Origin of the sequence: Hymenobacter sp. 5516J-16 (genome assembly GCF_022919335.1) — a bacterium.
GTDB lineage: Bacteria > Bacteroidota > Bacteroidia > Cytophagales > Hymenobacteraceae > Hymenobacter > Hymenobacter sublimis.
The window spans coordinates 3116454-3129564 of the sequence record NZ_CP095058.1; the positions used below are offsets into that span (position 1 = coordinate 3116454).

Here is a 13111-nt window from a genome sequence, read left to right on the forward strand (position 1 = left end):
ACAGAACCGCCGCAACTGGTAACCGACAACCGACAACTGGCAACAGATGAAAATATCCCTCGACTGGCTCCGCACGCTCATTCCTACCGACAAACCCGCCGAGGAACTTGGCCAGCTGCTGACGGGCTCGGGCCTGGAGGTAGAAGGCATTGAGGAGCTGGAAAGCATTCCGGGTGGCCTGCGCGGCGTGGTGCTAGGCACGGTGCTCACCTGCGAAAAGCACCCCGACGCCGACAAGCTCAGCCTAACCACCGTGGACGTGGGCGACGCTACCCCCGTCAGATTGTGTGCGGCGCCGCCAACGTGCGCGCCGGCCTGAAGGTAGTCGTGGCCCTGGAAGGCGCCATGCTCTATCCCACCCAAGGCGAGCCGTTCAAGATTAAGAAGTCCAAAATCCGCGGGCAGCTTCCGAGGGCATGATTTGCGCCGAGGACGAAATTGGCCTGGGCACCTCGCACGCCGGCATCATGGAGCTGGACACCGACTTGCCCAATGGCACGCCTGCCGCCGATTACTTCGGCCTGGGCTCCGACTCCGTGTTCGAAATTGGCCTGACTCCGAACCGGGCCGATGCCGCCTCGCACTACGGGGTAGCCCGCGAGTTGCGCGCCCTGCTGCGCCAGCCTTGCTACCTACCCGACGTCAGCCACTTCCACGCCCCCGCCGAAGCAGCGCAAAATATCCAGGTAACCTTAGAGGACGCTACCGCTGCCCCGCGCTACGCTGGTTTACTGCTGGAAAACGTGCAGGTAGGCCCCTCGCCGGAGTGGCTGCAGCGCCGCCTGCGCAGCATTGGCCTCTCGCCCATCAACAACGTGGTAGACGTCACCAACTTCGTGCTGCACGAGTTGGGCCAGCCCCTGCACGCCTTCGATGCCGACCAAATTACCGGCGGCCACATCCGGGTGAAGCGGGCCGAGGCTGGTGAGAAGTTCACCACGTTGGATGGGGTAGAGCGCACCCTACGCGCCGAAGACTTGGTTATTGCCGATGCCAACGGCACGCCCATGGCCCTAGCGGGTGTGTTCGGGGGCAAAACCTCCGGCGTGTCGGAAGCTACTACCCGCGTGTTCCTGGAAAGCGCCTACTTCGCGCCGGCCGTGGTACGTAAAACCGGCCAGACTCACCAGCTCAAAACCGACGCCTCCTTCCGCTTCGAGCGGGGTACTGATCCGCACATGGTGCCGGTGGCTCTCAAGCGCGCTGCCCTGCTGCTTCAGGAGTTGGCCGGCGCTACCGTGGCCGCCCCGGTGGTAGATGAGTACCCCACGCACATCAGCCACACGTTGGTGCGCTTGCGTTTGCCGCGAGTGGAGAAGCTAGTGGGCCAGTTCATTGCGCCCGAGCGGATTCGCCAAATCCTGACCGACCTGGATATTCTGATTGCGGAGGAGCTAACCAACGAAGCCGGCCACGCCGAGTGGATTCTGTCGGTGCCCCCGCACAAGGTGGACGTGACCCGGGAGGCCGACGTCATCGAGGAAATTTTGCGCATCTACGGCTACAACCACGTGGCCCTGCGCCCCCATAACTCCGCTTCCTACCTCGCTAAATTCCCGAATCCTGATCCGGAGATTATTCGTCAGAATACGGCGCGCTTGCTGAGCGGGCAGGGCTTCTCGGAAATCATCACTAACTCCATTACCAACTCGCTTTACTTCGAGAAGGAAGGAGAAGCGGATGCCGCGCTGGTACGCCTGCTTAACTACAATAGCGCTGAGCTGAACGTGCTGCGGCCTACGCTGCTGCACAGCGGCCTAGAAGTAGTGCGCCACAACGTAAACCGTCGCCAGCGCGACCTGAAGCTCTACGAGTTCGGCAAAACTTACCGCCAGCAGGCCGATGGCCAGTACGAGGAAAAGAACAAGCTCGTCATATACCTAACTGGCAATACAGCCGCTGAAACCTGGCAGCAGAAGTCGGAAAAGGCTACCTACCACCAATTGGCTAGTGCAGTGCAGCAGGTGCTGGCGTTCCTGGGCTTCCCCAGCCTACCTCGCAGCCGGTGCAACACCCCTACCTGGCCGGTGGCCTCACGCTGCTGGCTCAAAACCAGCCGGTAGCCCAGCTCGGGGCCGTGTCGGGCGCCGTGCTGAAGAAGCTCGACGTGTCGCAGCCGGTGTGGTACGCCGAGCTGGACTGGGACTGGCTGATGCGCAAGTACAAAAACAACCTGGTGGCCCGCGAGCTACCCAAGTTCCCGGAAGTACGCCGCGACCTAAGCCTGGTAGTCGACAAAACCATCACCTTCGACCAGCTCCAGCAGATTGCCCGCCGCACCGAAAAGAAACTCCTTCAGCAGGTGAACGTGTTCGACGTGTACGAAGGCGAAAACCTGGGCTCCGATAAAAAATCGTACTCCGTGAGCTTCCTCCTCCAGGACCCTACCCAAACCCTCACCGACCAAGCTATTGACGGCGTTATGCAGCGCCTGATTCAGCAGTTTGAGCAGCAGGCCGGGCCCTGATTCGGAAGTAACTTGGTTTTTGGTTAGCGGTTTTTGCTAATTGGGTTGCTAATCAGAACTCCGAAATGACGTTCTGCTAAAAGTAGCCAATCATCACCAACCTAAAATCAAAAAATGGCCTCTACCCAGCAGCTTGCTCAACTAGACCGCATGGAGCGGCAGGTAACCACGTTAGTGGCTGCCTATCAGCAGTTGCGCGAGGAGCTGGCCGATGCCCACACCACCATTCAGCAGCTACGGGCCGACGTGCGCGACCGGGAGCGGCAGCTGAAGGATTTCCAGAATCAGGAGAATATCACTAAACTTGTCAATACCATAGCTGGTGCAGAACCGGCCAATGTTAACGAGCTGAAACTTCGCCTCAACGAATACATCCGAGAAATAGATAAGTGCCTTGCCTATTTGAGGGAGTAACCACCACCTAACCCACCGCCTACTGGCTACTGATGTCCGAATTATCCATCAAAATCCGCGTTGCTGACCGGGATTACCCCATGCGGGTAAGCCCCAGGATGAGGAACGCCTGCGCCTCGCGGGCCGGCTGCTAAACGAGCGGCTGAAGGAATTTCGTGACCGGTACGGCATTCAGGATAAGCAGGACTTGCTAGCCATGATTGCATTATCAACAATGGCTGACCAACTCAAGGTCAGCAAGGAAAAGGACGGGACCGACGCGGCCCTGACCGAGCGCCTTGCGCGCTTGGATGAGCTGCTGTCGGGAGTGGTGTTGGTCTAGCCAGTTATGCGGTTAGCAGCAGCGCGAAGCGTAAGCCCGAGCAGGGCGGGGTAATCGGCCCCGCTACCTGCGCGGACATTGGTGTTTCTGCCGGAGCTATGGGTTTCTTCCTTCCTAAAACCCCTTCATAGCTCATGTCCGAATCTCTTTATATTGTCCTGGCAGCCGTGCTGGCCCTTGTGGTTGGCGTGGTACTGGGGCGCCTGCTGGCTGGCAAAGCCCGGCAGGACCACGAAGCCGACGCTAAGGCGCGCGCCCAGCAGTTGCTGGCCGAAGCCGAAGCCCAGGCCACCCGCACCCGCGACGAGCGGATTCAGCAGTCCAAGGATAAATTTCGCACCCTTAAGCAGGAATTCGAGCAGGAAAGCCGCCGCCAGAAGCAGGCCTTAGAACAGGAATTGACCGAGCGCCGCGCCGCCGTAGTAGAGCAGGAGCAGAGCATCAAGCAACTAACCCTTACTACCCAAAAGCAGCTGGAGCAGATTCAGCGCAAGGAAAAAGAGCTGGAAGCAACCCGCGAAAAAATAGAAACGCAGGCCCTGCAGCAGCGTGAAAAGCTGGATGCCCAGGAGGAAAAGCGCCGCACGGTGCTGGAAAACCAACTGGCCAAGCTGGAACAGCGCGAGCGGGAAGTAGAAGAGGAGTTGGAGGAGCGCGGCCAGGAGCTGAGCACCAAGCTGCACCAAGTAACCACGCAGCTAGAGAATATTTCGGGTCTGACCGCTGCCGAAGCCCGCGAGCAACTAGTAGAATCGCTGAAAAACGAAGCTCAGATCCAGGCTTCCAGCTACATCAAAGACGTAGTAGCCCAGGCCAAGCTCACGGCCACCAAAGACGCTAAAAAGGTAGTACTGGAAACTATTCAGCGCACCGCCGCCGAGCACGCCATTGAGAACTGCGTGTCCATTTTCAACATCGAGTCGGACGACGTCAAGGGCAAGATTATTGGCCGCGAAGGCCGTAACATCCGGGCCCTGGAAGCAGCTACTGGTGTGGAAATCATTGTGGACGACACGCCCGAAGCCATCATCATTTCCGGCTTCGACCCGGTGCGCCGCGAGGTAGCCCGCCTGAGTCTGCACTTGCTGGTGAAGGATGGCCGGATTCACCCGGCCCGCATCGAAGAAATTGTGGCTAAAACCCGCAAGAACATTGATGAGGAAATCGTCGAAATCGGCGAGAAAACCATCATCGACCTGGGCATTCACGGCTTGCACCCCGAGCTGATCAAGATGGTAGGCCGCATGCGTTTCCGCTCCTCTTACGGGCAGAACCTGCTGCAGCACTCCCGCGAGGTCGCCAACCTATGCGCTACCATGGCCGCCGAGCTGGGCCTGAACGTGAAGCACGCCAAGCGCGCCGGCCTCTTGCACGACATCGGGAAGGTAAGCACCGAGGAACCCGAGCTGCCCCACGCCATCCTGGGCATGGAAATGGCCAAGAAGTACAAGGAGCATCCCGACGTAGTCAACGCCATCGGCGCCCACCACGACGAAATTGAGATGACGGCCATGATTTCGCCCCTGGTGCAGGCCTGCGACGCCATTAGCGGCTCGCGCCCTGGTGCCCGCCGCGAGATGATGGAAAGCTACATCAAGCGTCTCAAGCAACTGGAAGAAACGGCCAACGGCTTCAAAGGTGTGAATCAGTGCTTTGCCATTCAGGCCGGCCGCGAGCTGCGCGTGATGGTAGACGCCGAGAACGTGACCGACGAGCGCGCCGCGGAGCTGAGCTACGAGATTTCCCAGAAAATTGAGAAGGAAATGCAGTACCCTGGCCAAATCAAAATCACGGTTATCCGGGAGATGCGCGCCGTAGCCTACGCCAAATAGCCAACTAGGCAAAAAAAAGCCCGCTGCAACTGTTGTTGCGGCGGGCTTTTTCATGCGTTATGCAACGCTGGCCGTGTTGTGTGGCTCCTGCAGCAAACCTTTTCATTCAACTGACCTATCGAAAAGACTAATACAAACGGTGGTGGCTTATTTATCTATTCTTAGAAAAGCGGGCAGCGCCGCAATTGGAAGCCTGCTAGTGAGTTGCTCGGTGTACGCTCCCTTGCAGCCCAGTGCTCCGCTGGTACACAAAAAAGGTGAGGCCGAAGTAGCTGCCAGCGCCTACCTCACGGGGAGGCTGGAGGGCTCCGCCGCCTACTCACCGGCCAAACACCTCATCGTGCGCGCAGCCGGCGGCCTACGCAGCGACGGCAGTGACTCCACTTACTTCCGCATTCGGCAGCTGGAGGCCGGAATCGGCACTTACCGCTATATTGATGAGCAGTGGTTGCTGGGGGAATGATGGGGTATGGCAGTGGGCAGAGCAGCCGACGTTACCGTGACGGCTTTGAGTCTATCTTCCAGGATTCCGTACTGAGCAACGAGTATGCGGCTCGTTTCCGCAAGCTCTTCGCGGAAGCTTACGTGGCGAATGATGCGGGCTGGACTACTTTTGGGGTAGCCTGTCGCTTTTCGCAGGTGCGGTTCGCCTCTCTTACAAACCGTGGAGTTCCTGTACCACTGCGGCGCATGACACGCCTTGAACCCATGCTGTTTATTCGTTTCGGTGGGCGAGGGCGTATTCCGTGGCTGCAAGGGCAGGTAGCCACTAGTTTGTCAATGCCAACAAACGGCCGGATTTTTTCGGCCAATGAGGCTATCAGAGACACCAAGGAAGGACGGCTTTTTACTTCCTTCGGGCTGGTTATCTACCCGCACTTGTTTAAGGATTAAGACATCCGGTTAATCTGCCTTCTTTAGTTTGGCAAACAGGTTGTTTAATGATTCGGCCCAGGTAGGGTGGGCAAATACCATGTTCTGCAGCTGGTCGCAGGTAAGGTTGCCGGCCATAGCTAACTGAATCATGGACATGATTTCGCCGCCTTGCTCACAGAAAACAGTGGCCCCAATGAGGTGGTCCCGCGCATCCACCAGCACCTTCATAAAGCCTGCGCTGTGGCCCGTTTCCTGAGCGCGCCCCACTACGCGCACGGGCATGGTGGCCACGCGGTAGTCGAGTTGCTGCTCCTGGGCCTGCGTTTCGGAAAGGCCGATGCGCCCAAGTTGGGGTTGGGTGAACACCACGTAGGGCAGGGGGCGGGCTTTGGCCGAGCGGCGCTTGCGGTGCAACAGGTTGTCGCGCACTACGCGGTAGTCGTCGTAGCTGAGGTGGGTGAACTGAGGGCCGGGATGGACGTCGCCAAGGGCGTACACGCCGCGCACATTGGTTTGCAGCCGCTCGTTTACCAGAATGTAGCCTTTGTCGTTGGTGTCGATGCCGGCCGCCTCCAAGCCTAGGTCGTCGGTGTTGGGCTCCCGACCTACGGCTACCAGCAAGTGGGAGCCACGTAGGCGCCGCTCGCCGGCAGCAGTAGTAGCCGTGAGTGTATACACACCATCGGCGTTGCGCGACACATGCCGAACCCGGGCACCGAGAACAAACTCAACCCCATCGGCCTCCAATTGGCCGCGCAGGGCCTCGCACACGTCATCGTCTTCGCGCTCCAGCAGGGTAGCAGACTCATCTACAATGGTAACGCGGCTGCCAAAGCGGCGGAACATCTGCCCAAATTCCAGCCCGATGTACCCCCGCCCAAAATCAGCAGGTGCTCGGGTAATTGCTTGAGGTCCAGCAGTTCTTCGTTGGTCATGAACCCACTCTCGGCCAGCCCGTCAATGGGGGCACGGCGGCCCGGGTGCCCGTGTTGATGAAGATAAGCGGGGCTTTTACTACCTGCTGCTCCCCGGTAAGCAAAGCAATGCGCACGGTGCGCGGACTGGTAAAGGCCGCGTGGCCGTGGAGTACGGTAATGCCGGGTTGCTCTTCCGTCAGATTTTTCTCTACGCCTTCCCGCTTGGCTTGAATGATGGCATCTTTTCGCGCTACAATGGCGCGAAAGTCGGGCCGGGGTGCGCTGGCTTTTACTCCGTAGTCGGCGGCCGTAGCTACCTGCTGCATCCGTTCGGCAGAAGCGAGCATGGCCTTCACCGGCGAGCAGCCATAGTTGATGCAGGAGCCGCCGAGGTAGTGTTTCTCAACGAGAGCTACCTTGCGCCCGGCCTTGGCCAGGGCTGTAGCCAAAGGGTTGCCGGCCTGGCCGGAGCCAATGATAAGCGCATCGTAACGAACAGAAGTAGCCATAGAAAGCAAGAGTAAGGGGCCGAAAGCCCAACGGTAGCGGTATACGCGCCAACCAGGTAAAGCGCCGCCCCGCTGCCTAACACAACGAAAGCGCCGTTCCCACGTTCTGCCTCCAACCGCTCATTTCTGCTGCCTATGCCGCTTTTGCTTCGCCGCTGTCTTCTGCCGCTTCTGCTCCCGTTCCTGGCAAGTTGTTCTTCCCTTTATTTTCCGCCGCCGCCTCAGGTGCCGCTCCTCACCCAGAAAGGCGAGTGGAGTGGGGCATTCACACCAATTTCAGCCAGAACACGTCGGTGCAGGGTGCTTACGCCTTTGCTGACCATCTGGGCGTAATGGGCTCGGCATCCTTTCTGCACACCGATAAAAAGAAGCGGGCCGAGGACCACGATTTCGCGGAGCTGGGCCTCGGATATTTCACCCGCATTCGGGATAAGCGCGTGCTGGAGTTCTACGGCGGCTACGGGCTGGGCCACACCAAGCGGGTGGAGCGCACCCCCGCCGAAGGCATCACGCGCACCTTAGAAGGTAACCTGACCAAGTATTTTGCCCAGGCTAACTACACCTCCAAGGACAAGAAAACCTACCACGTGCTCGGCCGCGACTGGCCCGTTACCTACGGTACCGCCCTGCGCCTGAGCTACGTCAACCTCAGCAACTTCCGTCTCGACAACCAAGCCCGCGCCTCCGAGGACAACATCTTCCTGGAACCCATTACCTACACCCGTATCAACCTGGTAGGCCCCGTTGATTTTCAGCTAATCAGTGGCAGCAACTTCGGCCTGAAGCATCGCAAGTACCTGAAGGCTGCCAACTCGGTGTTTCAGTTCGGGCTGATTGTGAACGTGGGTGGGCAGAGCGGCTTGAAGTAGTGATGTAGCAAGTAGCTCTGATACCCGCATTGGAAATTTCGGCGACTATCCAAGCCCATCCTACCCAAGGGCTACGAAGTATAGAAATTAAAACTTTCAGACCGTTTGGTTTGGCGCAAATAAAAAGCCCTGGCTTGCGCCAGGGCTTTTTATTTATCAGTAGCTAGAAGGAATTACTTGTTGCCCAACACGCGCAGCATCGTGTCGCCAATTTCGGCGGGCGAATCTACTACGTGGATGCCGCACTCGCGCATGATGGCCATTTTCGCGGCGGCCGTGTCGTCGGCACCACCTACAATGGCACCGGCGTGGCCCATGCGGCGGCCGGGAGGAGCCGTTTGGCCGGCAATGAAGCCTACTACGGGCTTCTTGTTGCCGGTTTCTTTGATCCAGCGAGCCGCTTCGGCTTCCATGCCGCCGCCGATTTCGCCAATCATCACGATGCCCTCCGTTTCGGGGTCGTTCATGAGCAACTCCACGGCCTCCTTGGTGGTAGTACCAATGATGGGGTCACCGCCGATGCCGATGGCCGTGGTCTGGCCCAGGCCCGCCTTAGTTAGCTGATCAACGGCCTCGTAGGTCAGCGTGCCCGACTTCGAGACGATGCCTACGCGGCCTTTCTGGAAGATAAAGCCCGGCATGATGCCCACTTTGCACTCGCCGGCTGTCATTACGCCGGGGCAGTTCGGCCCGATCATGCGCAGATCCTCGCGGCCTTTGAGGTATTCCTTCACCGCAATCATGTCCTTGGTTGGGATGCCCTCAGTGATGGTCACGATAACTTTAATGCCAGCGTCGGCGGCTTCCATGATGGCGTCGGCGGCAAAAGCCGGGGGCACGAAGATGATGCTGGTATCGGCGCCGGCCTGGGCTACGGCTTCGGCCACGGTGTTGAACACCGGCCGGTCCAGGTGCTGGGTACCGCCTTTGCCAGGCGTTACGCCACCTACTACGTTGGTGCCGTATTCAATCATCTGCTGGGCGTGGAATGAGCCCTCGGAGCCGGTGAAGCCCTGCACAATCACTTTGGAATCCTTGTTGACCAGAACACTCATAGAAGCGGGGTTAAAAAGAAGATGCGGGTTGCGGGTGGGAACTAGCCCCCGCCAATACGGCAGCGGCGTGCAAAAGTAGGCTTTTTTGGGGGCGCGGCAAGCTACTGCCGGATTCGGGCAAAGGACCAGGTCAGCCGAGCCAGCCACTAGCCGCCCCGGCCGAAACTAGTTCAGCTACCCGCGCTGGTCACCCCCGAATTATGCCCACCTGGGCCGCACCTTCAGAATACCCCTACGATGCAGCCGGCAGCCTTTTCTGCAAAGCACCCCAAGCCGGCTCCGCTCTGCTTGAACAAGGTTAAACAGCCGCGCCGGGTGCATGAGGGTAATTGCAACCTCGCAGCCGACACCGAAGCTACCTCAGCACACCAAGGAATTGCTTTCCCGACTTACGGGCCCGCTACAGAGGTAATGGCCTGCTCCTTCGGGCTACGGCGGCAAATCCGTACCTTTGCGGTCCTCTCTCCATTACTACCTACCTCTCACCCATGTATCTAAATAACATCATTGAGGCTATCGGCAACACCCCGCTGGTAAAACTCAATAAAGTCACGGATGGCATCAAAGGCACCGTGCTGGCCAAGGTGGAATACTTTAACCCCGGCAACTCGGTGAAAGACCGGATGGCGCTGAAAATGGTTGAAGATGCCGAGCAGGCGGGCTTGCTTAAGCCCGGTGGCACCATTATAGAGGGTACTTCCGGCAACACGGGCATGGGCCTGGCGCTGGCTGCCATTGCGAAGGGCTACAAATGCATCTTCACCATGAGCGACAAGCAGAGCAAGGAAAAGCAGGATATTCTGCGGGCCGTAGGCGCGGAGGTTATCGTGTGCCCCACCAACGTAGCCCCCGACGACCCGCGCAGCTACTACTCCGTGGCCCGGAAGCTCAACCAGGAAATTCCCAATTCCATTTACCCCAACCAGTACGACAACCCCTCCAACTCGGCGGCGCACTACGAAACTACCGGCCCCGAGCTATGGGCTCAGACGGAGGGCAAAATCACTCACTACGCCTGCGGGGTGGGCACGGGCGGCACCATCTGCGGCACGGCCAAATACCTTAAGGAGCAGAACCCGGCCATTGTAACGGTAGGCCTGGACACGTACGGCTCGGTGTTCAAGAAGTACAAGGAAACGGGCATTTTCGACGAAAACGAAATCTATCCTTACAAAACCGAAGGTATCGGCGAAGATATTCTGCCTAAGAATGTTAACTTTGACTTGATTGACCTCTTCATCAAAGTCACGGACAAGGACGCTGCTATCATGACTCGTCGGCTTGCTAAAGAGGAAGGGTTGTTTGTTGGGTGGTCCTGTGGCTCGGCCGTGTACGGAGCCCTGGAGTACGCAAAAGAGCACCTAACGGAAGATGATACAATGGTCATCGTCCTGCCCGATCATGGCACCCGCTACCTCGGCAAAATCTATAATGATGATTGGATGCGCGAGCAGGGCTGGCTTTAATCAGTTAGCCCGGTTGGCTTCCTACTTCTAACCTTAACCTCCTGGTATCATGTCAAAGAAGTTGCGCAACGTGGTGTTGGTGGATGATAATGAAACCACCAGCTTCCTGAATAACCGTCTGCTCAGCCGCCTCGACGTGGCTGACCAGGTGCATACCTTTTCCAAAGCCGAGCAGGCCTACCAGCAGATCTGGGGCGGCAGCAAGGGCGAGCAGCCCAGCGACGAAGCCCCGACTTGGTGTTCGTGGACCTGAAAATGCCCGGCATGGATGGCTTCGAGTTCCTGAAACTCTACAGTTCTCTACCCGAGGCCGTCCGGGAAAAGACCGTTATGGCCGTGCTGACTACCTCCATGCACGCCGCCGACACTGCGCGCGTAGCTCAGTACGAAGGCGTGGAATACCTAGCCAAGCCCCTAACGGAGGAAAAGATGCAGAAGCTGCTGCAAAAGCGTTTCGTAACGGTGTAAGTTCAGCTTGCTCTAACCCCAACAAGAAGCCCGGCATCATATGATGCCGGGCTTTTGCGTTAACCAGATAGGGTAACCGGAGTGTTTCTGATGTAATTATCCACAACTGCTGTCATTCCGAGCCGCGCGAGGAATCTGGGTTGAAATCTGGAAGCTAATCCAGATTTCTCGCGCGGCTCGGAATGACAGCACCGCAGCTTTTGCGTTAGGCAAATCTTACTTACGGCGCTACACGACTGCCTCTACGAAGCGGAAGGCTTCGCCATCGAATAGGCCTTTGTCGCTGAGCTTCAGGCTGGGAATTACGAGCAAGGCCATAAAGGAAAGCGTCATGAACGGGGCCTGCAATGGGGAGCCAAGCTGCTTGGCTAGCGCATCCACGGCCGTGTAGGCTTCCGCTACGTGCGGACCCTGCTGGTCTGACATCAGGCCCGCCACGGGTAGGGGCAGAATCAGTTCCTCTCCATCGGGTGACACCACGGCTAAGCCCCGCGCGCTGCTATTACCAGATTTACGGCCCGAGCCAGGCTCTCGTCGTCGCATCCTACGGCCGTGATGTTGTGCGAGTCGTGGCCGACGCTGCTGGCTAAGGCGCCCTGCTTCAGCCCGAAACCCTGGATACAGGCCACGGCCGGTGGGGCTGCGTGGTAGCGGTTTACTACCGTGAGCTTGAGGATGTCTCGGGCCACATCGGGTTGCACCAGGCCATTTTCTACGCGGGCCGGTACGTCGTGGCGGGCCGTGATAAGCTGCCCGTCGAAGCACTCCATTACCCGAACGGTAGCCGCTGGCTGCGGGGCCGGGAGCTGAAAATCCTGGGGGCTGACGGGGGTGGTAGCAAAGTTATTTACTACCGCCACGGGCACGGCCGGAATGAGCGTACGGCCGTTTTCGGCTACCAGCTCCCCATTGAGGTAGGTGCGCTGCACCGTGAAATCTGTGAGGTTATCAACCACAATGAAATCGGCTGGGTCGCCTTCGCGCAGCAGGCCTACGGGTAGCGTGTAGTGCTCCACGGGGTTGCGACAGGCCACGCGCAGTACTTTTAGCACATCCTGGCCGCGGGCTACGGCGCGCTGCACCAGCTGGTTGATGTGGCCCAGCACCAGGGTATCGGGGTGCTTGTCATCGGAGCAAAACATCAGGTGCTCGTAGTGCTCAGGCAGCAAGTCAATCAGGGCCTCGAAGTTGCGGGCGGCCGAGCCTTCCCGGATTAGGATCTTCATGCCCACGGCTAGTTTGTCCAGGGCTTCTTCGGCCGTGAAGCACTCGTGGTCGGTGCTGATGCCGGCAGCAGCGTACTGACGGGCATCGGCCCCGCGCAGGCCGGGGCATGGCCATCTACTGGGCGGCCGTACTGCTGGGCCAGCCGGATTTTCTCCATCACCAGCTCGTCGCGGTTGAGCACGCCGGGCCAGTTCATCATTTCTGCGAGGTAGCCGATTTCGGGGTGCTGCTGGAAAAGCAACTCAACATCGGCGGCCGTTATTTCGGCCCCGGCGGTTTCAAACGGGGTAGCGGGCACGCAGGAAGGCGCCCCAAAGCAAAACTTAAATGGCACCTGCTGCCCATTCTCCAGCATGTACTTCACGCCGGCCACGCCCAGCACATTGCCAATCTCATGCGGGTCCGAGACGGTAGCCACGGTGCCGTGCACCACCGCCAGCCGGGCAAATTCGGAGGGCACTAGCAGGGAGCTTTCCACGTGCACGTGCGCATCCACAAAACCCGGTAGGGCGTAGGGCAGGGCCGCATCTGGGGAGGTAGCCCCGGTGGCCTCAACGGCCTGAATACGACCGTCTGCTACCGTCACCGTGGCGGGGCGTATGGTGTTGGCAAACAGGTCGATAACATTGGCTCGGAGCTGAAAAGTAGCGGGCATAGGCCAGGAAGAAAGCAAAGGTAAAGTTGAGGTA

Annotated in this window: 11 protein-coding genes and 3 pseudogenes; 10 read left to right on the forward strand and 4 right to left on the reverse strand. The window is 58.7% G+C overall.

Translation table 11 applies throughout. The annotated features are described in order from the left end of the window. Nucleotides 1–46 precede the first annotated feature (46 nt). The 6 genes and pseudogenes from pheT (at nucleotide 47) to MUN84_RS15545 (ending at nucleotide 5929) form a co-directional block, all read left to right on the forward strand. Nucleotides 47–2467: pseudogene (gene pheT / locus MUN84_RS15520) on the forward strand (phenylalanine--tRNA ligase subunit beta). A gap of 114 nt (nucleotides 2468–2581) precedes the next feature. Beyond that, complete coding sequence (locus MUN84_RS15525) at nucleotides 2582–2881, forward strand: hypothetical protein (protein WP_139924494.1); 300 nt, start codon at nucleotides 2582–2584, stop codon at nucleotides 2879–2881. A 142-nt stretch (nucleotides 2882–3023) separates the two neighbouring features. Then, nucleotides 3024–3203 carry a cell division protein ZapA gene (locus MUN84_RS15530; RefSeq protein ID WP_244698949.1) on the forward strand — a complete coding sequence of 60 codons (180 nt, stop codon included), beginning with the start codon at nucleotides 3024–3026 and terminating at the stop codon, nucleotides 3201–3203. A 134-nt stretch (nucleotides 3204–3337) separates the two neighbouring features. Then, the gene (gene rny, locus MUN84_RS15535; RefSeq protein WP_244694923.1) at nucleotides 3338–5035 is read left to right on the forward strand and encodes a ribonuclease Y; all 1698 of its coding nucleotides are present in this window, start codon (nucleotides 3338–3340) and stop codon (nucleotides 5033–5035) included. Between the two features lie 211 nt (nucleotides 5036–5246). Beyond that, nucleotides 5247–5498 carry a hypothetical protein gene (locus MUN84_RS15540; RefSeq protein WP_244694924.1) on the forward strand — a complete coding sequence of 84 codons (252 nt, stop codon included), beginning with the start codon at nucleotides 5247–5249 and terminating at the stop codon, nucleotides 5496–5498. A gap of 227 nt (nucleotides 5499–5725) precedes the next feature. Next, nucleotides 5726–5929 carry a hypothetical protein gene (locus MUN84_RS15545; protein WP_244694925.1) on the forward strand — a complete coding sequence of 68 codons (204 nt, stop codon included), beginning with the start codon at nucleotides 5726–5728 and terminating at the stop codon, nucleotides 5927–5929. A 9-nt stretch (nucleotides 5930–5938) separates the two neighbouring features. Here the strand turns inward: MUN84_RS15545 and MUN84_RS15550 are convergent, their stop codons facing one another. After that, nucleotides 5939–6757, reverse strand: a complete 819-nt coding sequence (locus tag MUN84_RS15550; RefSeq protein WP_244694926.1) for an FAD-dependent oxidoreductase — start codon at nucleotides 6755–6757, stop codon at nucleotides 5939–5941. Between the two features lie 85 nt (nucleotides 6758–6842). Next, complete coding sequence (locus MUN84_RS15555; RefSeq protein ID WP_244694927.1) at nucleotides 6843–7337, reverse strand: FAD-dependent oxidoreductase; 495 nt, start codon at nucleotides 7335–7337, stop codon at nucleotides 6843–6845. A gap of 251 nt (nucleotides 7338–7588) precedes the next feature. Between MUN84_RS15555 and MUN84_RS15560 the strand changes: the two genes are divergently transcribed. After that, a complete protein-coding gene (locus MUN84_RS15560; protein ID WP_244694928.1) occupies nucleotides 7589–8206 on the forward strand; it encodes a hypothetical protein in 618 nt (205 codons plus the stop codon). 173 nt (nucleotides 8207–8379) lie between these two features. Here the strand turns inward: MUN84_RS15560 and sucD are convergent, their stop codons facing one another. Continuing rightward, complete coding sequence (sucD, locus tag MUN84_RS15565; RefSeq protein WP_244694929.1) at nucleotides 8380–9261, reverse strand: succinate--CoA ligase subunit alpha; 882 nt, start codon at nucleotides 9259–9261, stop codon at nucleotides 8380–8382. Nucleotides 9262–9749: 488 nt separating this feature from the next. Here sucD and MUN84_RS15570 point away from each other — a divergent pair. The 3 genes and pseudogenes from MUN84_RS15570 to MUN84_RS15580 form a co-directional block, all read left to right on the forward strand. Continuing rightward, a pseudogene (locus tag MUN84_RS15570) lies at nucleotides 9750–10724 on the forward strand (PLP-dependent cysteine synthase family protein); the annotation flags it as partial. 52 nt (nucleotides 10725–10776) lie between these two features. Further along, complete coding sequence (locus tag MUN84_RS15575; protein ID WP_244694930.1) at nucleotides 10777–10980, forward strand: hypothetical protein; 204 nt, start codon at nucleotides 10777–10779, stop codon at nucleotides 10978–10980. Continuing rightward, nucleotides 10965–11195: a response regulator gene (locus MUN84_RS15580; protein WP_244698950.1), complete on the forward strand. Its 231-nt coding sequence runs from the start codon at nucleotides 10965–10967 to the stop codon at nucleotides 11193–11195. The genes MUN84_RS15575 and MUN84_RS15580 overlap by 16 nt, the downstream gene beginning before the upstream one ends. A gap of 228 nt (nucleotides 11196–11423) precedes the next feature. Here the strand turns inward: MUN84_RS15580 and ade are convergent. Further along, nucleotides 11424–13077, reverse strand: a pseudogene (gene ade / locus MUN84_RS15585) (adenine deaminase). Nucleotides 13078–13111: the final 34 nt, after the last annotated feature.

Excerpts from the sequence above, each read along its gene's own strand:
- MUN84_RS15525 (WP_139924494.1), top strand. The coding sequence starts at position 2,582 with ATGGCCTCTACCCAGCAGCTTGCTCAACTAGACCGCATGGAGCGGCAG.
- rny (WP_244694923.1), top strand. The coding sequence starts at position 3,338 with ATGTCCGAATCTCTTTATATTGTCCTGGCAGCCGTGCTGGCCCTTGTG.
- MUN84_RS15545 (WP_244694925.1), top strand. The coding sequence starts at position 5,726 with ATGACACGCCTTGAACCCATGCTGTTTATTCGTTTCGGTGGGCGAGGG.
- MUN84_RS15550 (WP_244694926.1), bottom strand. The coding sequence starts at position 6,757 with ATGTTCCGCCGCTTTGGCAGCCGCGTTACCATTGTAGATGAGTCTGCT.
- MUN84_RS15555 (WP_244694927.1), bottom strand. The coding sequence starts at position 7,337 with ATGGCTACTTCTGTTCGTTACGATGCGCTTATCATTGGCTCCGGCCAG.
- sucD (WP_244694929.1), bottom strand. The coding sequence starts at position 9,261 with ATGAGTGTTCTGGTCAACAAGGATTCCAAAGTGATTGTGCAGGGCTTC.
- MUN84_RS15575 (WP_244694930.1), top strand. The coding sequence starts at position 10,777 with ATGTCAAAGAAGTTGCGCAACGTGGTGTTGGTGGATGATAATGAAACC.